At 71.8% G+C, this 21,233-nt stretch carries 23 protein-coding genes; 16 read left to right on the top strand and 7 right to left on the bottom strand.

Going from position 1 to position 21,233, the window contains the following annotated elements:
- Positions 1 to 5: 5 nt before the first annotated feature.
- Positions 6 to 791, top strand: a complete 786-nt coding sequence (locus E4K62_RS07925; protein WP_135065868.1) for an ABC transporter ATP-binding protein — start codon at positions 6 to 8, stop codon at positions 789 to 791.
- 109 nt (positions 792 to 900) lie between these two features.
- Entirely contained in the window at positions 901 to 1,152 is a 252-nt protein-coding gene (locus E4K62_RS07930) for a type B 50S ribosomal protein L31 (RefSeq protein WP_135065871.1), read from the top strand.
- 62 nt (positions 1,153 to 1,214) lie between these two features.
- Here the strand turns inward: E4K62_RS07930 and E4K62_RS07935 are convergent, their stop codons facing one another.
- Entirely contained in the window at positions 1,215 to 1,949 is a 735-nt protein-coding gene (locus E4K62_RS07935; RefSeq protein ID WP_240742866.1) for a 3'-5' exonuclease, read from the bottom strand.
- A gap of 63 nt (positions 1,950 to 2,012) precedes the next feature.
- Between E4K62_RS07935 and E4K62_RS07940 the strand changes: the two genes are divergently transcribed.
- On the top strand, positions 2,013 to 2,906 hold the full coding sequence (locus E4K62_RS07940) for an alpha/beta fold hydrolase (protein ID WP_135065875.1): 894 nt from the start codon (positions 2,013 to 2,015) through the stop codon (positions 2,904 to 2,906).
- Here E4K62_RS07940 and E4K62_RS07945 read toward each other — a convergent pair.
- The gene (locus E4K62_RS07945) at positions 2,866 to 3,429 is read right to left on the bottom strand and encodes a CGNR zinc finger domain-containing protein (protein WP_187270369.1); all 564 of its coding nucleotides are present in this window, start codon (positions 3,427 to 3,429) and stop codon (positions 2,866 to 2,868) included. The genes E4K62_RS07940 and E4K62_RS07945 overlap by 41 nt on opposite strands.
- A gap of 76 nt (positions 3,430 to 3,505) precedes the next feature.
- On the opposite strand from E4K62_RS07945, the gene E4K62_RS07950 reads away from it, so the two are divergent.
- A complete protein-coding gene (locus E4K62_RS07950; RefSeq protein ID WP_135065881.1) occupies positions 3,506 to 4,480 on the top strand; it encodes an EamA family transporter in 975 nt (324 codons plus the stop codon).
- Here E4K62_RS07950 and E4K62_RS07955 read toward each other — a convergent pair.
- On the bottom strand, positions 4,452 to 4,925 hold the full coding sequence (locus E4K62_RS07955) for an Lrp/AsnC family transcriptional regulator (protein ID WP_135065884.1): 474 nt from the start codon (positions 4,923 to 4,925) through the stop codon (positions 4,452 to 4,454). The genes E4K62_RS07950 and E4K62_RS07955 overlap by 29 nt on opposite strands.
- Before the next feature lie 176 nt (positions 4,926 to 5,101).
- On the opposite strand from E4K62_RS07955, the gene pdhA reads away from it, so the two are divergent.
- The 10 genes from pdhA (at position 5,102) to E4K62_RS08005 (ending at position 15,796) form a co-directional block, all read left to right on the top strand.
- Positions 5,102 to 6,223, top strand: coding sequence for a pyruvate dehydrogenase (acetyl-transferring) E1 component subunit alpha (pdhA, locus tag E4K62_RS07960; protein ID WP_135071116.1), 1,122 nt, complete (start codon positions 5,102 to 5,104; stop codon positions 6,221 to 6,223).
- The gene (locus E4K62_RS07965) at positions 6,220 to 7,230 is read left to right on the top strand and encodes an alpha-ketoacid dehydrogenase subunit beta (protein WP_135065887.1); all 1,011 of its coding nucleotides are present in this window, start codon (positions 6,220 to 6,222) and stop codon (positions 7,228 to 7,230) included. Before pdhA ends, E4K62_RS07965 begins: the two co-directional genes overlap by 4 nt.
- Positions 7,227 to 8,495, top strand: coding sequence for a dihydrolipoamide acetyltransferase family protein (locus E4K62_RS07970; protein ID WP_135065890.1), 1,269 nt, complete (start codon positions 7,227 to 7,229; stop codon positions 8,493 to 8,495). Before E4K62_RS07965 ends, E4K62_RS07970 begins: the two co-directional genes overlap by 4 nt.
- Positions 8,492 to 10,063, top strand: coding sequence for a carboxyl transferase domain-containing protein (locus E4K62_RS07975; protein WP_135065893.1), 1,572 nt, complete (start codon positions 8,492 to 8,494; stop codon positions 10,061 to 10,063). The genes E4K62_RS07970 and E4K62_RS07975 overlap by 4 nt, the downstream gene beginning before the upstream one ends.
- A 5-nt stretch (positions 10,064 to 10,068) precedes the next feature.
- Positions 10,069 to 12,027, top strand: a complete 1,959-nt coding sequence (locus tag E4K62_RS07980; RefSeq protein WP_135065896.1) for an acetyl/propionyl/methylcrotonyl-CoA carboxylase subunit alpha — start codon at positions 10,069 to 10,071, stop codon at positions 12,025 to 12,027.
- The gene (locus E4K62_RS07985; RefSeq protein WP_135065899.1) at positions 12,017 to 13,186 is read left to right on the top strand and encodes an acyl-CoA dehydrogenase family protein; all 1,170 of its coding nucleotides are present in this window, start codon (positions 12,017 to 12,019) and stop codon (positions 13,184 to 13,186) included. Before E4K62_RS07980 ends, E4K62_RS07985 begins: the two co-directional genes overlap by 11 nt.
- Before the next feature lie 9 nt (positions 13,187 to 13,195).
- Positions 13,196 to 13,675, top strand: a complete 480-nt coding sequence (locus E4K62_RS07990) for a MaoC family dehydratase (RefSeq protein ID WP_135065902.1) — start codon at positions 13,196 to 13,198, stop codon at positions 13,673 to 13,675.
- Positions 13,672 to 14,481, top strand: coding sequence for an HpcH/HpaI aldolase/citrate lyase family protein (locus E4K62_RS07995; RefSeq protein ID WP_135065905.1), 810 nt, complete (start codon positions 13,672 to 13,674; stop codon positions 14,479 to 14,481). The genes E4K62_RS07990 and E4K62_RS07995 overlap by 4 nt, the downstream gene beginning before the upstream one ends.
- 320 nt (positions 14,482 to 14,801) lie before the next feature.
- Positions 14,802 to 15,251 (top strand): hypothetical protein, encoded by a 450-nt coding sequence (locus tag E4K62_RS08000; protein WP_135065908.1) that lies wholly within the window; start codon positions 14,802 to 14,804, stop codon positions 15,249 to 15,251.
- Between the two features lie 32 nt (positions 15,252 to 15,283).
- Positions 15,284 to 15,796 (top strand): RNA polymerase sigma factor, encoded by a 513-nt coding sequence (locus E4K62_RS08005; protein ID WP_167747757.1) that lies wholly within the window; start codon positions 15,284 to 15,286, stop codon positions 15,794 to 15,796.
- A gap of 75 nt (positions 15,797 to 15,871) precedes the next feature.
- Here the strand turns inward: E4K62_RS08005 and E4K62_RS08010 are convergent, their stop codons facing one another.
- The 3 genes from E4K62_RS08010 to E4K62_RS08020 all read right to left on the bottom strand — a co-directional run bounded on the left by E4K62_RS08010 (position 15,872) and on the right by E4K62_RS08020 (position 18,805).
- Positions 15,872 to 17,209: an HNH endonuclease signature motif containing protein gene (locus E4K62_RS08010; protein WP_135065914.1), complete on the bottom strand. Its 1,338-nt coding sequence runs from the start codon at positions 17,207 to 17,209 to the stop codon at positions 15,872 to 15,874.
- 114 nt (positions 17,210 to 17,323) lie between these two features.
- A complete protein-coding gene (locus E4K62_RS08015) occupies positions 17,324 to 17,929 on the bottom strand; it encodes a histidine phosphatase family protein (RefSeq protein ID WP_135065917.1) in 606 nt (201 codons plus the stop codon).
- A gap of 9 nt (positions 17,930 to 17,938) precedes the next feature.
- Positions 17,939 to 18,805: a Sir2 family NAD-dependent protein deacetylase gene (locus tag E4K62_RS08020; RefSeq protein WP_240742867.1), complete on the bottom strand. Its 867-nt coding sequence runs from the start codon at positions 18,803 to 18,805 to the stop codon at positions 17,939 to 17,941.
- Between the two features lie 72 nt (positions 18,806 to 18,877).
- Here E4K62_RS08020 and E4K62_RS08025 point away from each other — a divergent pair, with 72 nt between their 5' ends.
- On the top strand, positions 18,878 to 19,687 hold the full coding sequence (locus E4K62_RS08025) for a TrmH family RNA methyltransferase (protein ID WP_135065920.1): 810 nt from the start codon (positions 18,878 to 18,880) through the stop codon (positions 19,685 to 19,687).
- 13 nt (positions 19,688 to 19,700) lie between these two features.
- On the opposite strand, the gene E4K62_RS08030 is transcribed toward E4K62_RS08025, so the two are convergent.
- Positions 19,701 to 20,441 (bottom strand): alpha/beta fold hydrolase, encoded by a 741-nt coding sequence (locus E4K62_RS08030; protein WP_135065923.1) that lies wholly within the window; start codon positions 20,439 to 20,441, stop codon positions 19,701 to 19,703.
- Between the two features lie 73 nt (positions 20,442 to 20,514).
- Here E4K62_RS08030 and E4K62_RS08035 point away from each other — a divergent pair, with 73 nt between their 5' ends.
- Positions 20,515 to 21,213, top strand: coding sequence for a helix-turn-helix transcriptional regulator (locus E4K62_RS08035; RefSeq protein WP_135065926.1), 699 nt, complete (start codon positions 20,515 to 20,517; stop codon positions 21,211 to 21,213).
- The last annotated feature ends 20 nt before the right edge of the window (positions 21,214 to 21,233 follow it).

The raw sequence follows: 21,233 nt of genomic DNA on the forward strand, positions 1-21,233 counted from the left end.
GGAGCATGCCTGAAGTCCTGGAGTTCTCCGACGTCGTCGTCCGCCGGAACGCCCGCGACATCGTCGCGCACCTGGACTGGACCGTCGCCGACGACGAACGGTGGGTCATCCTCGGCCCCAACGGCGCGGGGAAGACGACGGTGCTCCAGCTGGCCGACACGCTGCTGCATCCGACATCGGGCTCGGTGACGATCCTCGGCGAGCGGATGGGGCGCACCGACGTGTTCGAGCTGCGTCCGCGCATCGGCTTCGCCTCCTCGGCGATGGCGCGGCGGCTGCCGCCGGAGGAGACCGTGCTCAACGTCGTGCTGACGGCGGCGTATTCGGTCACCGGCCGGTGGCGCGAGGCGTACGAGGACATCGACGAGCGCCGCGCGCTGCGCGTGCTGTCGGAGTGGAGCCTCGACCACCTCGCCGACCGCACGTTCGGCACCCTCTCGGACGGCGAGCAGAAGCGCGTTCAGATCGCGCGGGCGGTCATGACCGACCCCGAGCTCCTGCTGCTGGACGAGCCCACCGCGAGCCTCGATCTCGGCGCGCGGGAAGAGCTGCTCACGCTCCTGTCCGGGTACGCGCAGGCGCCCACGACGCCGGCGATGGTGATGGTCACCCACCACGTGGAGGAGATCCCGGTCGGGTTCACGCATGTGCTGCTGCTGCGCGACGGCGCCGCGATGGCCGCCGGACCCGTTCCGCAGACGCTCACCGCGGAGAACCTCACCGCGACCTTCGGCGTGCCCATCGTCCTCACGGAGGACGGCGGTCGCTACGCCGCGCGCGCCGCATCCTGACGTGTTCCCGGCGGCGAGCCGGTACTGATAGAATCGACCCTTGGTGCCCTGTGCACCGCAGACTTTTCCCGGCCCCGCCGAGGGGCCTCGTCCACAACGAGGATCACGCATGAAGACTGACATCCACCCCGAGTACCGCGCCGTCGTTTTCCGCGACCTCGGCTCGGGTGAGACCTTTCTCACCCGTTCGACCGTGACCAGCGACAAGACCATCGAGCTCGACGGCACCGAGTACCCCGTCATCGACGTGGAGATCTCGTCCGCCTCGCACCCGTTCTACACGGGCAAGCAGCGCATCATGGACTCCGCCGGTCGCGTCGAGAAGTTCAACCAGCGCTTCAAGAACTTCGGCGGTCGCTGAACCGTTCCGTTCTTCCCGAAGGCCCCGCTCCGGCGGGGCCTTCGGCGTTCCCGAGGCGCCGCTCAGCGGATGGGCCAGCGACCGTCGACGGAGTCGTCGGGGTCGAGCCGCCCGATCTGCACGAAGTACTCCGTGAGGCTCTCCGCCTGCGACCGCGCCCACCCGATCTGCCGCGTGTGCAGTTCGTCGAGGGTCGGTGGCAGCCACGCCGCATACCGGTCGGCGAGGGCGAGGGCCACGCGTCCGGCGGCGACGGCGTCGGCGGATGCCTCGTGCGCGCCGTCCAGCCGCACGGCGTAGTGCTGCGCCACCACCGAGAGCGTGCGCTTGCCGCGGCGGTAGCGGTCGCAGCGCTTGTCGACCACGAGCGGGTCGATGACGGGGGAGGGCGACTCCAGGGGTGCGACGCCGTGGCGGAGGGCCTCGTGCTTGAGCAGCGAGAAGTCGTAGGGCGCGTTGTACGCCACGACCGGGATCCCCGCCGCGAAGATGCCCGCGAGCGCGTCGACCACCTCGGCGACGACGGTGGCCGCATCCCGCCCGTGCGCGCGGGCGTGCTCGGTGGAGATGCCGTGGATGGCGGCGGCGCCGTCGGGGATCGGCACGCCGGGGTCGGCGAGCCAGTCGCGTGCCGTGAGCACGGCTCCGTCGGCGTCGAGCACGCCCACGTGGGCCGTGACGATCCGATCGCGCGTGACGTCGACGCCGGTCGTCTCCAGGTCGAAGACGCCGATGACGCGCGTCCACTCGGGCGCCTGGAACAGCGGGAGCTGATCGGGGCGTGCCGCGCGGTGCATACCCGACACGGTATGCGCGGCATCCGACATCGGACCGGAGGCGCACCCTTCTAGACTCGAAGCATGCCCAACCCGTATGCCGACCTGCTCTCCCGCGTCGCCGTCGAGCGGCGCGAGACCGAGGTGCTGGGCGGCACGACGGCGTACTGGGTCTACGGCGAGGCGGATGCGGCGACCACCGTGGTCGCCGTGCACGGCTTCCGCGGCGATCACCACGGACTCGAACCCGTCATCGCCCACCTTCCCGGTGTGCGGGTCATCTCGCCCGACCTCCCGGGATTCGGTGAGACCGCCCCCGTCCCCGGCCGCGCGCACGACCTGACGCTGTACACCGAATGGCTCACGGCGTTCGCAGCCGCCGTGGCGCCGGGGGCGGTCGTGCTGGGCCATTCGTTCGGCTCGATCGTGTCGGCGGCGGCCGTGGCGGAGGGGCTCGAGACGCCCGCCCTCGTGCTCGTGAACCCCATCGGCGCCCCCGCGCTGGAGGGCCCGCGCGGGATCCTCACGCGCCTGGCGGTGTTCTACTACTGGGCCGGCGCGCACCTGCCCCGCCGCGTCGGCGAAGCGCTCCTGCGCAACCGCGTGATCGTGCGCGTCATGAGCCTGGCGATGGTCAAGACCAAGGAGCCGGGGCTGCGCCGCTTCGTCCACGAGCAGCATGACGCGTACTTCTCACGGTTCTCCGACCGTGACGTGCTGCACGACGCGTTCGTGGCATCCGTCTCGCACGACGTCAGCGGCTACGCCGCCCGCATCACGCAGCCGGTGCTCCTGGTCGCCGCCGTCCGCGACGACATCACTCCGATCGAGGCAGAGCGGCGCCTGGCGACGGTCTTCCCCCGCGCGGAGCTCGTGGAGATCGCCGATGTGGGACACCTCATCCACTACGAGACGCCGGCGGCCGCGGCCGGCGCGGTCACGCGCTTTCTCTCGCCTTCCGGCGCCGGTACGCGTTGACGTTCATGCGGTTGCCGCAGTTGCCGGTGTCGCAGTAGCGCTTGGATCCGTTGCGGGAGTAGTCCACGTACACCGACGCGCAGTCGTCGGCCCCGCACACCCGGATGCGGTCGTACTCGTCGGCGCGGATGACGTCGACGAACGCCATGGCCGTCTCCACGAGGATGCGGGTGGCGATCGGCGCATCGTCGTCGGTGGCGTGGATGTGCCACTCGGGGAATCCCTCGTGCGTCACGAGCTGGGGGAGGGCCCGGCCGTCGGCGAGCATGCGGTTGACCAGCGGCACGGCCGCGTCCCGTCCCACGGTCCACAGCTCGTACAGGCGCGGGCGGATGCTGCGGAGGGCCGCGAGCTCCTCGGCGTTCCGGTCCATGCGTCCCGTGTAGGAGTTGCCGGTGAGGAACGCCTCCAGGTCCGCCGGCGTCGTGAACGCGTCCGATCCCTCCGACGAGGCCTCCGGAAGCGTGTTGACGAGATCCACGGCGGCGGCGAGCGCGACGCGGGTGTCATGGATGAATACCACGTTGACTCCTGACGGTGTGACGGCGTAGGGTGGCGTGTCACTAGCGTACATACTTTCACTCCTGACAGGTGTCGTCATGACCTCCATCCCCGGAACAGCGGACCTCGCGCGGGCGCGCACCCTCGGTGTGGTCATCGGCCTGGCCTCGGCGGTCTCGTTCGCCTCCAGCGGGCCGGTCATGAAGCCGCTCCTGGAGGCGGGCTGGTCGGTCGGTGCTGCGCTCCTGCTCCGGATGGGCGGAGCGGCGCTGCTGCTGTCGCCGTGGCTCATCCGCGCGATCGCCCGCGACCCCGGCATCCTGCGCCGTCACGGTCTTCTGATGGTGGGGTTCGGTCTCACCGGTGTCGCGGGATGTCAGCTGTTCTATTTCTCCGCCATGCAGCGCATGCCGGTGGCCATCGCTCTCCTGGTGCAGTACACCGCGCCGGTGATGCTCGTGGCGTGGGTCTGGATGCGCACGCGTCGTCGTCCCTCTGCGGTCGTCCTCGCCGGCACCGCCCTGGCGATCGTGGGCCTGGGGCTGGTGGTCGATGTCACCGGCGCGGCCTTCGACCCGTGGGGGGTCGCGCTCGCACTCGGGGCCGCGGTGTGCATGGCGGCGTACTTCGTCATCGCCGAGCGCACGAGCGACACGATGCCGCCGCTGGTCCTCGCGGCCGGCGGATTGGCGGTGGGTGCCGCACTCATGGCGGTCCTGTGCGCCAGCGGTGTGCTGCCCTTCGTCGCGCCGGCGGCGAGCACCGACCTCCTCGGTGCCGCCGTGCCGTGGTTCGTCTCCGTCGCGTGGGTCGTGCTCGTGGCCACCGCGCTCGGGTACGGCCTCGGCGTCCTGGCCGTCCCGCGGATCGGGGCGCGCCTGGCGTCCTTCGTGGGACTGACCGAAGTTCTCTTCGCGATGCTGTTCGGCTGGCTGCTGCTGGGCGAGGCGCCCGCCCCCGTGCAGGGCGTGGGCGGCGTCCTCATCCTGGCCGGCGTGGTCCTCGTGCGTGCCGACCGCGCAGCCGTGCCGAAGGGGGAGGTCGCTATCGCTCGGGCCGTGCCAGCTCCATGAGGGGCACGACGCGGTAGGGGATGACCTCGCCCATCACGAGTGAGGTCTCGGTGCGTTCGACCCCCTCCACGGCGAGGATGCGGGCGTCGACGTCGAAGAGGTGTCGCGTGTCGCGGCAGGCCACCCGTGCGACCAGATCGATCTGACCGCTCATGCCGTGGGCCTGCAGCACTTCGGGGATGCGTTCGAGGTCGCCGACGATGCGGGGGAGCGCGGCCTGACGCACCGTGATGTGGATGAACGCCTCGATGGGGAATCCCAGGGCCGCCGGCGACAGCGACCGCTCGAACGACAGCACGACCTCGGCGCGCTCGAGCCGGGTCATGCGCGCCTGCACGGTGTTCCGGGAGAGCCCGAGGCGCTCGGCCAGCGCCACGACCGTGGCGCGCGGGTCGTCGGCGAGCGCGCGCAGGAGGTCGAGGTCGACAGCATCCAAGCGTGACATGGTGCGCAACCCTAGCAGGCTGTCCCGCCCTGGATGAAGCATCGTGCTCAACCGCGTGGAAGATGCTTGAGCTAGGTGCGCCCCGGACGTATGGTCGCGGTGTCGGCGACGCTGCCGCCACCGGACGCTCTGCAGCCCCACGAAGGCGGCAGGGCCCACCTGGAGGGAAGACGATGATGCTCACCCCTGCTCCTGTCCCCGATCTCGCGCTGAGCGTGGACGACGCCGCGCGCGTGCTCACCCCCGACGGCGAGCGCGTCCCCGACGCCACGCTGGATCCGTGGCTGGGCTCGCCCGATCCCGCCCTGCTGCGCGCGCTGTACCGGGACATGGTCCTGACCCGCCGCGTGGATGCGGAGGGCTTCGCGCTGCAGCGGCAGGGCCAGCTGGGCCTGTGGCCGCCGTGCCGCGGTCAGGAGGCCGTGCAGATCGGCACGACGCACGCACTGGCCGCGGTCGACATGATCTTCCCCAGCTACCGCGAGACCGGCGTCGTGCTGGCCCGCGGCGCGCGTCCCGAGGAGTTCGTCCTGGCCTGGCGCGGCGAGAGCCACACCGCCTACGACACCCGGCGGCTGCGGATGGCGCCCATGCAGGTGATCATCGGCGCCCACGCGCTGCACGCGACCGGGTACGCGATGGGCATCCAGCGCGATGGCGCCGACGAGATCGCGGTGGCGTACTTCGGCGACGGCGCGACCAGCCAGGGCGACGTCAACGAGGCGCTGGTGTTCTCCGCGTCGTACCAGGCTCCCGTGGTGTTCGTGTGCTCGAACAACCAGTGGGCGATCTCCGAGCCCGTCGACGTGCAGTCCCGCGTTCCGCTGGCCGCGCGCGCTCCGGGATTCGGCATCCCCAGCCTGCGGGTCGACGGCAACGACGTGCTGGCCTGCTACGCCGCGATGCGGTGGGCGCGCGAGCGTGCGCGCCGCGGCGAGGGACCCACGTTCCTGGAGGCGGTGACGTACCGGATGGGCCCGCACACCACCGCCGACGACCCCACGCGGTACCGCGACGCCGCCGAGGTGGAGCGCTGGGAGCGCCGCGACCCGATCACCCGGTTCGAGACCTACCTGCGCACGCAGGGTCTGCTGGACGACGACGCCGTGGCCGAGGTGGCCGCCGCCGCCGACACGCTGGCCGCCGCCGTCCGCGCCGCGTGCATCGGGGCACAGACCCGCCCCGGTGTCGAGGTGCTCGACGACGTGTACGCCGAGCCGCATTCGGGCCTCGCGGAGGAGCGGCGCGACTACGCCGCGTACCTCGCCGGCTTCGCCGAGACGGAGGAGAGCGCATGAGCACTCTGACCCTCGCCCGCGCCGTCAACGCGGGCCTGCGCGCCGCCATGACCGACGACGCCCGCGTGGTGCTCCTGGGCGAGGACATCGGAAAGCTGGGCGGTGTCTTCCGGGTCACCGACGGGCTGCTCGATCAGTTCGGCGCCGCTCGCGTGATCGACACGCCGCTGGCGGAGTCGGGCATCATGGGCACCGCCGTGGGCCTGGCCTACCGGGGGTACCGACCGGTGGTCGAGATCCAGTTCGACGGGTTCGTCTACCCGGCCTTCGACCAGATCGTGTGCCAGGTCGCCAAGCTCCACTACCGCACGGGCGGGGCGGTGCGGATGCCGCTGACCATCCGCATCCCGTGGGGCGGGGGCATCGGTGCAGCCGAGCATCACTCCGAATCGCCCGAGGCCTACTTCGTGCACACCGCCGGGCTGCGGGTCATCGCGGCATCCGATCCGCGCGAGGCCTACGTCCTGCTGCGGCAGGCGATCGCCAGCGACGACCCCGTGGTGTTCTTCGAGCCCAAGCGCCTCTACCACTCCAAGGGCGAGGTGGACACCGACCTCGATCTGGCCGACGAGCCGCCGATGGGCCTGGCCCGCGTGGTCCGCGAGGGCACGGACGTGACCCTCGTCACCTACGGCGCGCAGGTGCCGGTCGCCCTGGACGCCGCCGTGGCGGCGGAGGAAGAGGGGGTCTCGATCGAGGTGGTCGATCTGCGCTCGATCTCGCCCGTGGACTACCGCACCGTCACCGCGTCGGTGCGCAAGACCGGCCGCGCCGTCGTGACTCATGAGGCGGCGCGCGAAGCGGGCGTCGGGGCAGAGATCGTGGCCAGCATCGCCGAGCGCTGCTTCGAGTACCTCGAGGCGGCGCCCCAGCGGGTGACCGGGCACGACATCCCCTACCCGCCCGCCAAGCTCGAAGGCCACCACCTCCCCGACCTCGACCGCATCCTCGCCGCGGTCGACCGTGTCATGGACCGTCCGCACACCATGGCAGGAGCGTCGCAATGATCCAGGAATTCCGCCTGCCCGACCTCGGTGAGGGTCTCACCGACGCCGAACTGGTGCAGTGGCTCGTCGCCGAGGGCGAAGCCGTCGCACTGAACCAGGCCCTCGCCGAAGTCGAGACCGCCAAGGCCGTCGTCGAGCTGCCGTCGCCGTTCGCCGGTGCCGTGCAGCGCCTGCACGCCGCCGCCGGCGACACGATCGAGGTGGGCGCACCACTGGTGACGTTCACCCTCGCCGGTGCGGATGCTGCGCCGCCGACCCCGCCCGCCCCGCAGGCCGAGCCCGAGCCCGAACCGCCGGCTGCCCGGCAGGCGACACTCGTGGGATACGGCGCGCTGGACCGCGCCGGCCGTCCACGGCGACGTGCCCGGCGAGGCGCGCCCGTCGAATCCCCGCCGTCGATGCCGCCGCGCCGCGAGGGCGAGCGCGAACGCCCGCGCTCCAGCCCGCCGGTGCGGCGCCTGGCCAAGACGCTGGGGGTCGACCTGGAGAGCCTCGAGGTGGGCGAGCGGCCGATCACCCGCGCCGATGTCGAGGCAGCGGTCCGTCCGGCACCGGCCGGCGATCCGCGGGTCACCCGCATCCCGATCCGGGGGGTGCGCAAGCACACCGCGGCCGCGATGGTCCGCAGCGCCTTCACGGCCCCGCACGCGGCGACCTTCGTCACGATCGACGTCACCGAGACGCAGCGACTTCTCGAGGAGCTCGCGCGCGACCGCGCACTGCAGGGGCACCGCATCGGGATCCTCGCCGTCGTGGCCAAGGCGGTGTGCCTGGCGCTCGGGCGTACGCCCGTGCTGGGGTCGCGCTGGGACGAAGCCGCCGGCGAGATCGTGCAGCCCTCGTACGTCAACCTCGGGGTCGCGGTGGCCACCGACCGCGGGCTCGTCGTGCCGAACGTGCCCGATGCCGACGGGCTCAGTCTCGTCGGGCTCGCCGACGCCCTCGCGGAGGTCGTCACGACGGCCCGGGCCGGCGCCCTCACCCCCGCGCAGCTGAGCGGCGGCACCTTCACGATCACCAATGTGGGTGTCTTCGGCGTCGACGGGGGCGTGCCCATCCTCAACCCGGGGGAGGCGGGCATTCTCGCGGTAGGCGCGGTGCGGCGGCAGCCGTGGGAGCACGAGGGTGCGGTGGCGCTGCGGGACGTCGTGACCCTCAGCCTGTCGTTCGACCACCGCCTCGCCGACGGCGCGGAGGCGGCCGGGTTCCTCATGGACGTCGCGGGAGTGCTGCGCGCGCCCGGCCGTGCGATGCTGCTGCGATGACGCAGACGGCGACCGCATCCACCCAGTCCGATCTGGCCGATCAGCTCCGTCGACGCCTGGCCGAGGCCGCTCTCGGGGGGCCCGAGACCGCGCGCGAGCGCCACGTCGCCCGCGGAAAGCTGCTCGCGCGTGACCGCATCGACCGGCTGCTGGACGAGGGGAGCGCGTTCCTGGAGGTGGCACCGCTGGCCGCCGAGGGGATGTACGGCGGCGACGCCCCGGGCGCGGGCGTGGTGGCCGGGATCGGACTCGTCCACGGGAGGTTCGTTCTGGTGGTCGCCAACGATGCGACCGTCAAGGGCGGCGCGTACTTCCCGCTCACGGTGAAGAAGCACCTGCGGGCGCAGGAGATCGCCTTCGACAACCGGCTGCCGTGCATCTACCTCGTCGACTCCGGCGGGGCCTACCTGCCGATGCAGGACGAGGTCTTCCCCGACCGCGACCACTTCGGCCGCATCTTCCGCAACCAGGCGCGCCTGTCGGCGGCGGGGGTGCCGCAGATCGCAGCCGTGATGGGCTCGTGCACGGCCGGTGGTGCGTACGTCCCGGCCATGAGCGATGAGACCGTGATCGTGCGCGGTCAGGGCACGATCTTCCTCGGCGGGCCGCCGCTGGTGAAAGCCGCGATCGGCGAGACGGTCACGGCCGAGGAGCTCGGCGGCGGGGAGGTGCACGCGCGCCGGTCGGGCGTCGTGGACCACCTGGCCGACGATGACGATCATGCCCTCGAGATCGTGCGCGACATCGTCGCGACCCTCCCGCCGCCGGCCCGCCGCGCGTGGGAGGTGACCGCATCCGTGGCACCGGCGGAGGATCCCGCGACCCTTTACGACGTCGTCCCGGTCGAGGTCGGTCGCCCGTACGACGTGCACGCGGTGCTGGACCGCCTCGTGGACGCCGGGTCCGTGCACGAGTTCAAGCGCGAGTACGGCACGACCGTCGTCACCGCCTTCGCCCGCATCCACGGCCACCCCGTCGGGATCATCGCCAACAACGGCGTGCTGTTCAGCGAGTCGGCGCTGAAGGCGGCCCACTTCATCGAACTGTGCGATCAGCGCGGCATCCCGCTGCTGTTCCTGCAGAACATCTCCGGTTTCATGGTCGGCCGGGATGCCGAGGCCGGGGGCATCGCGAAGGACGGCGCCAAGATGGTCACCGCCGTGGCGACGACGCGCGTGCCGAAGCTCACCGTCGTGATCGGCGGATCGTTCGGGGCCGGCAACTACGCCATGTGCGGGCGCGCCTACGACCCGCGATTCCTGTGGACGTGGCCGGCCAGCCGCATCTCGGTGATGGGCGGAGCGCAGGCCGCGGCCGTGCTGGCCACCGTCAAGCGGGATCAGCTGGACGCGCGCGGTCAGGAGTGGCCCGCCGACGATGAGGAGGCCTTCCGCGCCCCGATCCAGGAGCGCTACGACGCGCAGGGCGACCCGTACTACGCCACCGCTCGCCTGTGGGACGACGGCATCCTCGACCCCGCCGACACGCGCACGGTGGTGGGCCTGGCCCTGGACGTCGTCTCCCGCGCGCCCCTTCCCGAACCCCGCTTCGGCCTCTTCCGGATGTGACCCCCATGGACTCCACGCCCCCTCCCTCCGCCGCGCCCATCGAACGGTTCGGCACGGTGCTCGTGGCCAACCGCGGGGAGATCGCCCGCCGGGTCATCCGGACCCTGCGCCGCCTCGGCATCCGCTCGGTGGCGGTGTACAGCGACGCCGACGCGGGGGAGCCGCACGTGCGCGAGGCCGATGTCGCGGTACGGATCGGGCCACCCCCCGCGCGCGAGTCGTACCTCGATATCGACGCCGTCCTCACCGCCGCCCGGGCGACCGGGGCGGATGCGATCCACCCCGGGTACGGGTTCCTCTCCGAGAACGCCGCGTTCGCGCGCGCGTGCCGGGAGGCCGGCGTCGTCTTCATCGGACCGGGGGAGCGCGCGATCGAGATCATGGGCGACAAGATCCGCGCGCGCGATCACGTCGCCGCCTCCGGCGTGCCGATCGTTCCCGGTTTCGGCGCCGAAGGCATGAGCGACGCTGAGGTCGCCGATCGCGCGGCGGAGGTCGGCTACCCGCTGATCGTGAAGCCCTCGGCCGGCGGCGGCGGGAAGGGCATGGAGGTCGTCCGGGATGCGGCAGACCTGCCGGCGGCGCTGGCGACGGCGCGACGCGTGGCGGCGGCCGCGTTCGGCGACGACACGCTGCTGATCGAGCGCTTCGTCGCCGAGCCGCGGCACATCGAGGTGCAGGTGTTCGCCGATGCCGCCGGCGCCGTCGTGCACCTCGGCGAGCGCGAGTGCACGCTGCAGCGTCGTCACCAGAAGGTCATCGAGGAGGCTCCCTCGCCCATCGTCGAGCCGGCCCTGCGCGCGCGCCTGGGCGAGGCGGCCTGTGCGGCGGCGGCGAGCGTGGACTACGTCGGCGCCGGCACGGTGGAATTCCTCGTCTCGGGGGAGAACCCGGAGGAGTTCTTCTTCCTGGAGATGAACACGCGCCTGCAGGTGGAGCACCCCGTCACCGAGTCTGTCACCGGCCTCGACCTCGTGGAGCAGCAGGTGCGCGTCGCGCAGGGGCATCCGCTCGGCCTGACCCAGGACGACGTCCGCCTGACCGGATGGTCCATCGAGGCGCGCGTGTACGCCGAGAGCCCCGAGCGCGGATTCCTTCCCGCCACCGGCACGGTGCTGGACTGGCGCCCCGCACCGGCGGCCCGCACCGACTCCGCGATCGAGACGGGCAGCGTCGTCGGCGTGGACTACGACCCTCTCGTGGCGAAGGTGATCGCCACGGCTCCCGACCGCGCGACCGCCGTGGCACGCCTGGACGCCGCCCTCGCCGACACGGTCCTGCTGGGCGTGGAGACGAACATCGCGTACCTGCGTACCGTCCTCGCCGACGAGCGGGTGATCCGCGGCGACCTGGACACGGGGCTCCTGGATCGCCTGCCGCCGACGCGGCCGGCGGCGCCCGCGCCCGCCGTGCTGGCGGCCGCGCGCGACGTTCTGCGCCCCGCGGCGGGGGAGTTGTGGGAGGCGCGCGACGGCTGGCGCGCCGGGGGCGTGCGCCGGCCCGTCGCCGCGCTGTTCGACACCCCCGCCGGCGTCGCCGAGGTGAGCGCCGACGAGGCCGCGGCCGCCGACGCCGTCACAGTCCGCGACGCCCACGGCACCGTGTGGGTGCACGCGGGCGGCGCCACCGTACCCGTCGCGCCGCTGTCGCGACGGGACGCGACCCTCCGCCGCCGCGCGGCCGCCGATCCCGCCCACGTCGCCCCCGCCCTGACGGCGCCGCTTCCCGGCACCGTGGTCGCCCTCCACGTCGCCGACGGCGATCGCGTGCGAGCGGGCGACAAAGTGCTCACGATCGAGGCGATGAAGATGGAGCACGCCCTGTCCGCCCCCCGCGACGGGGTGGCGCGACTGCGCGTCCCGATCGGGGCATCCGTGGCGCGCGGGGAGCGCGTCGCCGACGTCGAGACGCCCGCCGACGACCCTTCCGACCCCCAGGCTCAGGAGGCCTCCCATGCACACTGACACCCTGACCCACGGCCTCAGTGCCGAGGAGCGCGAACTGGCCGGGATGGTGCGCGCGTTCGCCGACGAGGTCGTCGCGCCGCGTTCGTACGAGGCGGACCGCGATGCCACCCTGCCCCTGGACATCGTCGCGCAGATGGGGGAGCTGGGGCTGTTCGGCCTTCCTTTCCCCGAGGACGTCGGCGGGCAGGGCGGCGACTACACCGCCCTGTGCCTGGCGATCGAGGCGCTCGGTCGCGTGGACCAGTCCATCGCGATCACCCTCGAAGCCGGTGTCAGCCTGGGCGCGATGCCGGTGTTCCGCTTCGGCACCGACGCGCAGCGCAGCGACCTGCTGCCTGATCTGCTCGCCGGGCGTGCACTGGCCGGTTTCGGCCTCACCGAGCCCGAGGCCGGCAGCGATGCCGGTGCCACCCGCACCACCGCACGGCTGGAGGACGGGAACTGGGTCATCGACGGGGCCAAGCAGTTCATCACCAACTCCGGCACGGCGATCACCCGGTTCGTCACCGTCACCGCGGTCACCGGCCGCACCGCCTCGGGAGGTCCCGAGATCTCCGCGATCATCGTGCCGCACGGAACCCCCGGGTTCGTCGTCGGACCGGGCTACGACAAGGTCGGATGGCACGCCTCCGACACGCATCCGCTGGCCTTCGACGGCGCGCGCGTACCCGAGGCGAACCTCCTGGGTGCGCGCGGCCGCGGCTACGCCAACTTCCTCCACATCCTCGACGAGGGGCGAATCGCGATCGCCGCGCTGGCCACGGGGGCGGCGGAGGGATGCCTCGAAGCCGCCGTCGACTACGCCAAGAGCCGCACGGTGTTCGGCGAGCGGCTGTCGTCGCGGCAGAGCATCCAGTTCCTCCTGGCCCGCATGCGCGCGCGGGTGCACGCCGCCCGTTTGGCGTGGCTGCACGCCGCGCGCCTGCGTGACGCGGGGGAGCCGTTCAAGGAGGAGGCGGCGATCGCCAAGCTCGTCAGCGGCGAGGCGGCCATGGACAACGCCCGTGACGCGACCCAGGTGTTCGGGGGCAACGGCTTCATGAACGAATACCCCGTGGCCCGTCACTACCGCGACTCGAAGATCCTCGAGATCGGCGAGGGCACGACGGAGGTGCAGCTCCTGGTCATCTCCCGGGCGCTGGGGCTCACCGGGTAGCGTGAGGACGTGAGCGGAATCGTGCAGCGCGGCCTCTGGTTCGAGGAGTTCGAGGTCGGAGCGCGATATCTCCACCGCCCGGGGCGCACGGTGACGCAGGCCGACAACATCCTCTTCTCCGCCCTCACCGCCAACCCGCAGGCCCTGCACGTGGACGCCGCCTACGCCGCCACGCAGCCGTTCGGACGTCCGCTGGTGAACTCCATGTGGACCCTCGCGACGATGGTCGGCGCCTCGGTGGCGCAGCTGACGCAGGGGACGCTCGTGGCCCAGCTGGGGCTGGAGGACATCGCCTTCCCCGCGCCGCTGTTTCCCGACGACACCCTTTACACCGACACCGAGATCCTCGCCACGCGCGCATCGGCGTCGCGCCCGGGCCAGGGCATCGTGACGATGCGGCACACCGGGCGGTCGCAGGACGACACCGTCGTCGCGCGCGCCACGCGCGCCGTGCTGCTGTGGCGCGAGGATGCAGAGGGCCGGCCGTGACCGAGTTCGCCCTCGGGCCCGCCCTCCTGTTCTGCCCCGCCGACCGCCCTGAACGGTTCGCGAAGGCCGCCGAGCGCGCCGACGCCGTGATCCTCGACCTCGAGGACGCCGTGGGAGCCGAGGACAAGACCGCCGCCCGCGGGCATGTCATCGAGGCGGAGCTCGACCCGGGCCGCACCATCGTGCGCGTCTCGGCGCCGGGGACGGCGGCATTCGTGGCCGACATGGCGAGCCTGTCGCAGACGGATTTCCGCACGATCATGGTCGCCAAGGCCGAATCGGCGAAGTCGGTGCGGGCGATCGACGCGCGGTTCTCCGTCATCGCGCTGTGCGAGACGGCGCGCGGGGTCGCTGTGGCCGACAAGCTCGCCGCATCCGATCGGGTCGTCGCCCTCATGTGGGGCGCGGAAGACCTCGTCGCAAGCCTCGGCGGCACGTCCAGCCGCGACGCACGCGGGCAGTACCGCGACATCGCCCGTCACGCCCGCTCTCGCGTGCTGCTGGCCGCCCGCGCCCGGGGGAAGGCCGCGATCGACGCGGTGCATCTGGACATCGCCGACACCGACGGCCTCCGGGCTGAAGCCGAGGATGCGGCCGCCTCCGGTTTCACCGCCACCGCCTGCATCCACCCGTCCCAGGCGGAGGTGATCCGCGCCGCCTACCGGCCCGATCCTGCGATGGCCGAGTGGGCGGCGGGTGTGCTGCGGGCCGCGGAAGGTCAGGGCGGCGTGTTCCGCTACGAGGGGCGCATGATCGACGAGCCCGTGCTCGTGCACGCCCGCCGCATCCTCGCCCGGAGCGCGTGACGCCCTGGATGCAGTTCCGCGGAACGTCGCGAACGCTCTGGAGGAAGCGGTTCTCGGTCGTCGTGTCACACTTCGTGGACTGCCGGGCATTTCTTCTGTGACAGCGGGGATTCCGCGGTCGCCAGATGGATTGGGTAGCCGTGAGCAAGCGCAGTGTTGATGAGGTCTTGTCGGGCAGCAGCCCGGCGTTCGTTTCCTCGGTCGCGACAGAGGCGGCGCTTGACGCGCTCGTCCTGGAGTCGCGGAACGCTGGGGGGCGGTCACGAACGAGACGTCGGAATCGCCGCCTTATGTGGTTTGTTCCGGGAGCGGTCGTTGCGGTGAGCGCGCTGACGGCAGGTGCGGTCGTGGCGGATCAGATGACACGGCTGGATGTTCCCATCGCGGTCGAGTACACGACCGACACGGGTGTGACGGTGTCCTGCACCGCTCACATTGCGAGCTCCCTCTTCTCGCCGCGACTGGCGGAAGTCACCGAGTACTACACGGCACACGAGTTCGCCGCCGACGGGATCGGTCAGCGGATCTACAACTACGCTCTCGTCCTCGCCGGGGAGAAGGAGGGCACGTCCGCCGACCTGCCCGACTCGGTCGGATGGCTTCCCGGCGACGAGAATGACGGAGGCTGGGAACCTCAGTCGGGCCGTAGCGCACTCACCGAGTCGATGCTCTACTTCATCGTGCTCGACGTTGAGAACGAGCTCGGACTGGCCGCGGGCCGAGCTGGCGCGGCCGAGCTCCAGGCCGACTGCACGGGACAACTGCATTGACCGTCGCAGTGACGCGGTCTACTCCCGCGCCGGTGAACGGAGATCTGGCTGATGCGTTCCGTCGCGAGGCGAGCGGCTTGCTCGGGTTTTTCATCAAGCGTGATGTTCCCGCCGAGGACGCGGCCGATCTGGTGAGCGATACGTTCCTCGCAGCCTGGCAATCCAGCCGAACGAGCAGAGTCGAGCCTGATCTGCTTCGTGCGTGGCTGTTCGGCATCGCCCGCAAGGTGCTGTCCCGATATCGTCGCGGACGCAGCCGACGATCCGCGTTGAGCGACAGGTTGCGGGCGACGCTCGCGGCAGACGATATGACCCAGCAGACCCCGGTCGCAGGCGGCCACGAGCTGGGCGAGCACGTCCGGTCTCTCATCGCTTGCCTTCCCGAGATCGATCAGGAGATCGTGCGGCTCGTCTACTGGGACGGGTTCACTCAAGAAGAAGTCTCGACCGTCCTCGGCAAGCCGGCCACCGCGGTTCGCGCTCGACTGTCTCGCGCGCGAAAAGTGTTGCGAGATCAGCTGGCTGAGAGCGGTGACGTCGAGTGACGCATCCCCACGCGTCATTGATGACGATGGAGCGTCCGGCGGGCAGCCGGAGCGCGTGACGCGGAGCGATACGGCCTAGAACGGGGGTGGGTCGGCGTCGGGAACGAAGGCCACACGCGGGGGCGCTTTGTCGGTGTAGCGGCGGTGGAGGGGCGAGGTCCAGCGGATGGTGCCGTCGGGTTCCTGCGCGGCCGTCCACTCGGTTTCGGTCTTGAGGGTGTGATGTCGTTTGCACAGACAGGCGAGATTGCCGGCGGTTGTGCGTCCGCCGAGGGCCCAGTCGAGATTGTGGTCGTGATCGCAGCGGTGGGCGGGCTGGCGGCAGCCGGGGAACCGGCAGTGTATGTCGCGGGCAGCGAGGAAGCGTTCGAGGATGGCGCCCGGGCGGTAGCGGTCGACGGTGAGCACCATGCCGGTGACGGGATGGGTGAGGATTCGGTCCCACCCGGGGGCGGTGGCCATGAGCCGGCGGGCAGTGTCGGCGTCGATGGGTGACGTGCCGTCGATGCTCGCGCCGCGGTCGAAGATGCCGGCGGCGGTGAGGGCGGGGACGGTGACCTGCACGCTGGCGCGGATCGCGCCGAGACCGCCGGGGAGGATATCGGTGGTGTGGTCGATGGTGGGCTGGCCGGTCAGGAGCATGTCGCACACGAGGTCGGCGCGGATCTGATCGAGGGTGCGCGTGTCGACGACGACCGGTTCGGTGTCGACCACGACCGGCTCCGCGTCGGCGACTCGCGGTTCCTCGCCGGGATGTGTGGCGGCGACACGGATCGCGCGGGCCTGCTGGGTGAGGCGGTCGTGGATGCCGTGGAGAAGGGCGGTGGGCCCGATGATCTCCAGCTTGGCCAGCCCGTCGTGCAGTTCGGAGAGGGTGACGGTGCGGGCCTTCTCGGCGCGTTCGAATCGGGTGGTGATGGACTCGGGGTGGAGGTGCTCGGCCAGTCCGCGCGCGTAGTCGCGCGTGCGCGCGACCGTCTCGGCAGCGGCCCATTCCAGCACGACCTGCTCGAACGCGGCCCGGTCGGTGTCGTCGGTCAGGACGCAGCCGGCATCCTGGATGACCGCGGCATGACGCGCGGTGATCCGGCCGGTCGCGAGGGCGTCGATGGTGGCGGGGAAGCGTTCGACGAGATCCAGTGCGTCACTCATGCGGGCTTGCGCGACGCGGTCGCTCCACCGGACGGCCGCGCCGATCTCGGCGGCGATGGAGCGCAGCTCCATTTCGCGTGCGCGCTGGGTCGGGTGCTTCCCTTCCATCCGGCGCAGCGCGATGCGCATCGCCCCGGCCAGCTGTGCCACTTTCACCGCCTCGATGACGGCGATCTCCTCCTCGGCGTCGCGCAGCTCATCGACGATCGCGGCGAGTCGCGCGTCTTCGTCTGGATCTGCGATTCTCTCGAGGAATTGCATACCGCGAGTGTCGCACCTACCTCCGACACCGCCGATGCTGAGATGAACGTCTGGGGATAAGTCGTTCCCGCCAGTCGTGGGGGAGGAGAGGTCCGACCGGCGCGGAGGCCGAGGTCAGACCGCTGCGCCGACGTAGGACAGCAGCCGGATGCGCTCGCGCTCGACGAGGAACGAATGCGCCGACCCGTTGGGCAGCCGCTCCCCCTCCGCGGGAAGCTCGTCGCCGGTGGCGTGGCGGATGACCTGCCGGATGAGGGCGCCGTGGGCCACCGCGACGACCTCGGGCGCGCGGGGGGCGGTCGCGCGTCGCGCGTCGTCGACCGCGGTGCGGATGGCGCGCAGCGCCCGGTCCCGCACGTCGGGCCACGGCTCGGCGCCCGGCACCTGCGCCGAACTCCACTGGCCCCACCGCTCGCGGAACTCCGCGGCATCCACGCCCTCGGCCTCGCCGTACGAGCGCTCGCGCAGGCCCGGGTAGCGGTGCGGCGCGGGCACGCCGAGCACGTCGGCGATGATGTCGGCGGTCTCGGCGGCGCGCGAGAGGTCGCTGGAGATCACCACGATGGGCGTGTCGTCCTCGCGACGCTCGGCCAGCAGCATCCCCGCCTCGCGGGCCTGGGCGCGGCCGGTGTCGTTGAGAGGGATGTCGGTGGAGCCCTGGATGAGGCCGTTGCGATTCCAGTCGGTCTCGCCGTGTCGGATGAGGGTCAGGAGCGTCACCGCACGAGACTATCCGGCGTGCGCCTCCGACCTCCCTGTGAGCGCATCGCGGAGGGCGGAGAGGACCTCGCTCGTGCCCGCGTCGAACTTGATGCTCGCGCGGGCGTCGGCGCGCGTGACCCCGCGGTTGATGATCACGACGGGGATGCGGCGGCGTCGGGCCCGTTCGACCAGCCGGATGCCGGAGTTGACCACGAGGGAGGAACCGGCGACCACGAGCGCCTGACTGGCGTGGACGAGCTGCTCCGCCTCGCGGAACTTCTCGGTGGGCACGAACTCGCCGAAGAACACCACGTCGGGCTTGAGCACGCCGCCGCACACCGTGCAGGCCGGGATGCGGAACCCCTCCACGCGGTCGGGGCTCACGTCGCCGTCCGGTCCGAGCGGCAGGTCCTCGTCGACGCTCAGCCACGGATTGTCGGCTTCCACCCGTGCGGCCAGATCGCGCCGGTCGAACACCTGGCCGCAGTGCGTGCAGAACACGCGCCGCATCGTGCCGTGCAGCTCCACGACCCGTCGGCTGCCCGCTCGCAGGTGCAGGCCGTCGACGTTCTGCGTCACGACGCCGGTGGCCACGCCGGCCCGCTCGAGGTCGGCGATCGCGCGGTGCCCGGCGTTGGGCTGGGCCGCCGAGAAGGCGCGCCATCCGAGGTGGCTGCCCACCCAGTACCGGCGGCGCGCGTCCTCCCCGGCGAGGAACTGCTGCGCGGTCATCGGGGTGCGCACGGGTGCGCCCTCGCCGCGGTAGTCGGGGATGCCCGAATCGGTGGAGACCCCGGCGCCCGTGAGGATCGCGAGCCGGCGGCCGTTCAGCAGTTCGATCGCGCGCTCCAGCGCGTCCGCTGTCGCGGCATCCGGTGTGAACACTGCCGGCACGGGCCCACCTCCCTGTTCGAGTGTAGGCGCGCGGGACGGTGGCCCTGTCGTGCTGCTGGCAGAGTGGAGGGCATGCGCATCGTCGAAATCGGGGACGCCGCCGACCCGCGGCTGGGCGACTACCGCGACCTGACGGACGTGGCGCTGCGGCGCGTGCGGGAACCGGCCGAGGGGCTGTACATCGCCGAGTCCGCCAAGGTGCTCGCGCGTGCCCTCGCGGCGGGCCACCGGCCGCGCTCGCTCCTCGTGCAGGAGAAATGGCTGGACGACGCACGGGCGCTGCTCGCGGGCGTCGAGGACGACACAGTGCCGGTGTACGTCGTGCCCGAGGAGGTCGCCGAAGGGGTCACGGGGTACGCGGTGCACCGCGGCGTCCTGGCTGCGATGCAACGCCCGCCCCTGCGCCCCGTCGCCGACGTCGTGGCCGGCGCGCGCCTGGTCGTGATCCTGGAGGACATCGTCGATCACACCAACGTCGGGGCCGCTTTCCGCAGCGTCGCGGCGCTGGGCGCCGACGCGGTGCTCGTGACGCCCCGGTGCGCGGATCCGCTCTACCGCCGCAGCGTGCGGGTGAGCATGGGCACCGTCTTCCAGGTGCCGTGGACGCGCCTGCCGGAATGGGACGAGGCCGGTCCGCTCCTGCACGAGGCAGGCCTGCACCTGGCCGCCCTTGCGCTGTCGGCGGATGCCGTGCCGTTGGACGAGTTCGCCGCCCGTCGTCCGGACCGCGTCGCGCTGCTCCTGGGGGCCGAGGGAGACGGCCTCAGCCGGCGCGCGCTGGCGGCAGCGGACACGGTCGTGACGATCCCCATGGGCGGGGGAGTGGACTCCCTCAACGTCGCCGCGGCATCCGCCGTCGCGCTGTGGGCCCTGCGGCACTAGTCGTGCCGGAGGTTCAGTCGGCTCGAGAAGCCGCTGACCGGATGACCTCGGCGAGCTCGCGAGGACGGCTCCACATGGGCCAATGCCCCGTCGGGAGGTCGACGACGTCGAGATGCTCGAGGTTTGCGACCTCGGCGAACATGGCATGGCCGGCGCGGGCCAGCTCCTGCACCTGCGCGCTCGGGATCGAGCAGCACACCAGGGTGGTCGGCACCTTTCGGCGGTCGTCGTTCGTGAGCTCGACCGGCTGACGCAGCACCGGCCCGGGCTCGGGGACGGCCCTGGTCCGAAAACGTTCGAGGACCTCTGCGCTCAGGCCTTCGAGGCTCGCCTGCTGCGCGAGGGTCTCGAGAGGCGGCAGGGGGAGCTCCGACACCGACTCGGGGAGGTCGGGCGCGAAGGCGCTTCCCGTCGCGACAGGGCCGGAATCGACCCACACCACGCGATGAACGAGCTCGGGCTGCCGATCGAGGACGAGGCTGACGGGCGCGTTCGCCCCGCTGTGTGCGACGAGGGTCGCGGGTCGATCCTCGGACACCCCGAGTCGGGTGAAGAGGTCCAGGACCGCCGCGGCCTGATCGTCGAGCGTCTTCGCGGCGCGGTCGTGATCGTCCCCATCGAGACCGGGCAGGGTCATCGCGACCGCATCGGGGTGATCGGTGTTCAGGTGCTCGAGGACGTCATCCCACGCCCAGGCGCCCAGCCAGTGGCCGGCGATGAGGATGATGGTCGGATCGTTCGTCGTGCTGGTCATGTGACCATCTTCGACGGCGCTCCGGGCAGCGGTATGTCACTATCTGTGTCATGAATCTTCTTCCGGCGGCACGATGAAGCGAGCAGAACGACTGCATGCCCTGTCGGAGACGCTGCGCCGCAGCGGATCACGGGGATGCTCCGCCGAGCGGCTGGCGCGGGAATTCGGCGTGTCCGTGCGTACGGTCAAGAGAGACCTCGCTGCGCTGGACAACAGCGGCGTGCCGGTCTGGTCTCGCCCGGGTCCGGGCGGCGGCTACGGATTGGCGGTCGGTGCGTCCCTGCCGCCGGTCAGCCTGTCCCCGGCGCAGGCCGTGGCGCTCATGGCCGCCGTGTCCGCGGCACCCGATGCCCCCTACGCGGATCTGGCGGCGGCCGGGGTGCAGAAGATCCTCGACGTCCTCGATCCCAGAACCCGCGCACGGGCCCACGAGCTGGCCGGCCGCGTCTGGGTCAACGCGATCGCGTCCTCTCCCCGCACGATCAGGTCGGCACTGGAGGAGGCGATGGCGGAGCAGCGAGTGCTCCGTATCCGCTACACAGCCAGGGAAGGGGTCACGACCACCCGCGACGTCGAACCCGTGCTGTTCGCCGCCACGAACGGCCAGTGGTACCTCGTCGGGTGGTGCCGGCTGCGCGACGCGATACGGTGGTTCGCCCTGTCGCGCATCGAGCGGGCGAGCGTGACGAAGATCGCCTGCGGCGGACATGCCGTCCACGAGGTCGGGGAACCCCCGGCGAGTGCCCGGCCGGTGCACGGCCGGGGCGGGTGAGTCCTCGCCCCGACCTCTCC

Source organism: Microbacterium wangchenii (assembly GCF_004564355.1).
GTDB lineage: Bacteria > Actinomycetota > Actinomycetes > Actinomycetales > Microbacteriaceae > Microbacterium > Microbacterium wangchenii.

Excerpts from the sequence above, each read along its gene's own strand:
- E4K62_RS07925 (WP_135065868.1), top strand. The coding sequence starts at position 6 with ATGCCTGAAGTCCTGGAGTTCTCCGACGTCGTCGTCCGCCGGAACGCC.
- E4K62_RS07930 (WP_135065871.1), top strand. The coding sequence starts at position 901 with ATGAAGACTGACATCCACCCCGAGTACCGCGCCGTCGTTTTCCGCGAC.
- E4K62_RS07935 (WP_240742866.1), bottom strand. The coding sequence starts at position 1,949 with ATGCACCGCGCGGCACGCCCCGATCAGCTCCCGCTGTTCCAGGCGCCC.
- E4K62_RS07940 (WP_135065875.1), top strand. The coding sequence starts at position 2,013 with ATGCCCAACCCGTATGCCGACCTGCTCTCCCGCGTCGCCGTCGAGCGG.
- E4K62_RS07950 (WP_135065881.1), top strand. The coding sequence starts at position 3,506 with ATGACCTCCATCCCCGGAACAGCGGACCTCGCGCGGGCGCGCACCCTC.
- E4K62_RS07955 (WP_135065884.1), bottom strand. The coding sequence starts at position 4,925 with ATGTCACGCTTGGATGCTGTCGACCTCGACCTCCTGCGCGCGCTCGCC.
- pdhA (WP_135071116.1), top strand. The coding sequence starts at position 5,102 with ATGCTCACCCCTGCTCCTGTCCCCGATCTCGCGCTGAGCGTGGACGAC.
- E4K62_RS07965 (WP_135065887.1), top strand. The coding sequence starts at position 6,220 with ATGAGCACTCTGACCCTCGCCCGCGCCGTCAACGCGGGCCTGCGCGCC.
- E4K62_RS07970 (WP_135065890.1), top strand. The coding sequence starts at position 7,227 with ATGATCCAGGAATTCCGCCTGCCCGACCTCGGTGAGGGTCTCACCGAC.
- E4K62_RS07975 (WP_135065893.1), top strand. The coding sequence starts at position 8,492 with ATGACGCAGACGGCGACCGCATCCACCCAGTCCGATCTGGCCGATCAG.
- E4K62_RS07980 (WP_135065896.1), top strand. The coding sequence starts at position 10,069 with ATGGACTCCACGCCCCCTCCCTCCGCCGCGCCCATCGAACGGTTCGGC.
- E4K62_RS07985 (WP_135065899.1), top strand. The coding sequence starts at position 12,017 with ATGCACACTGACACCCTGACCCACGGCCTCAGTGCCGAGGAGCGCGAA.
- E4K62_RS08010 (WP_135065914.1), bottom strand. The coding sequence starts at position 17,209 with ATGCAATTCCTCGAGAGAATCGCAGATCCAGACGAAGACGCGCGACTC.
- E4K62_RS08025 (WP_135065920.1), top strand. The coding sequence starts at position 18,878 with ATGCGCATCGTCGAAATCGGGGACGCCGCCGACCCGCGGCTGGGCGAC.
- E4K62_RS08030 (WP_135065923.1), bottom strand. The coding sequence starts at position 20,441 with ATGACCAGCACGACGAACGATCCGACCATCATCCTCATCGCCGGCCAC.
- E4K62_RS08035 (WP_135065926.1), top strand. The coding sequence starts at position 20,515 with ATGAAGCGAGCAGAACGACTGCATGCCCTGTCGGAGACGCTGCGCCGC.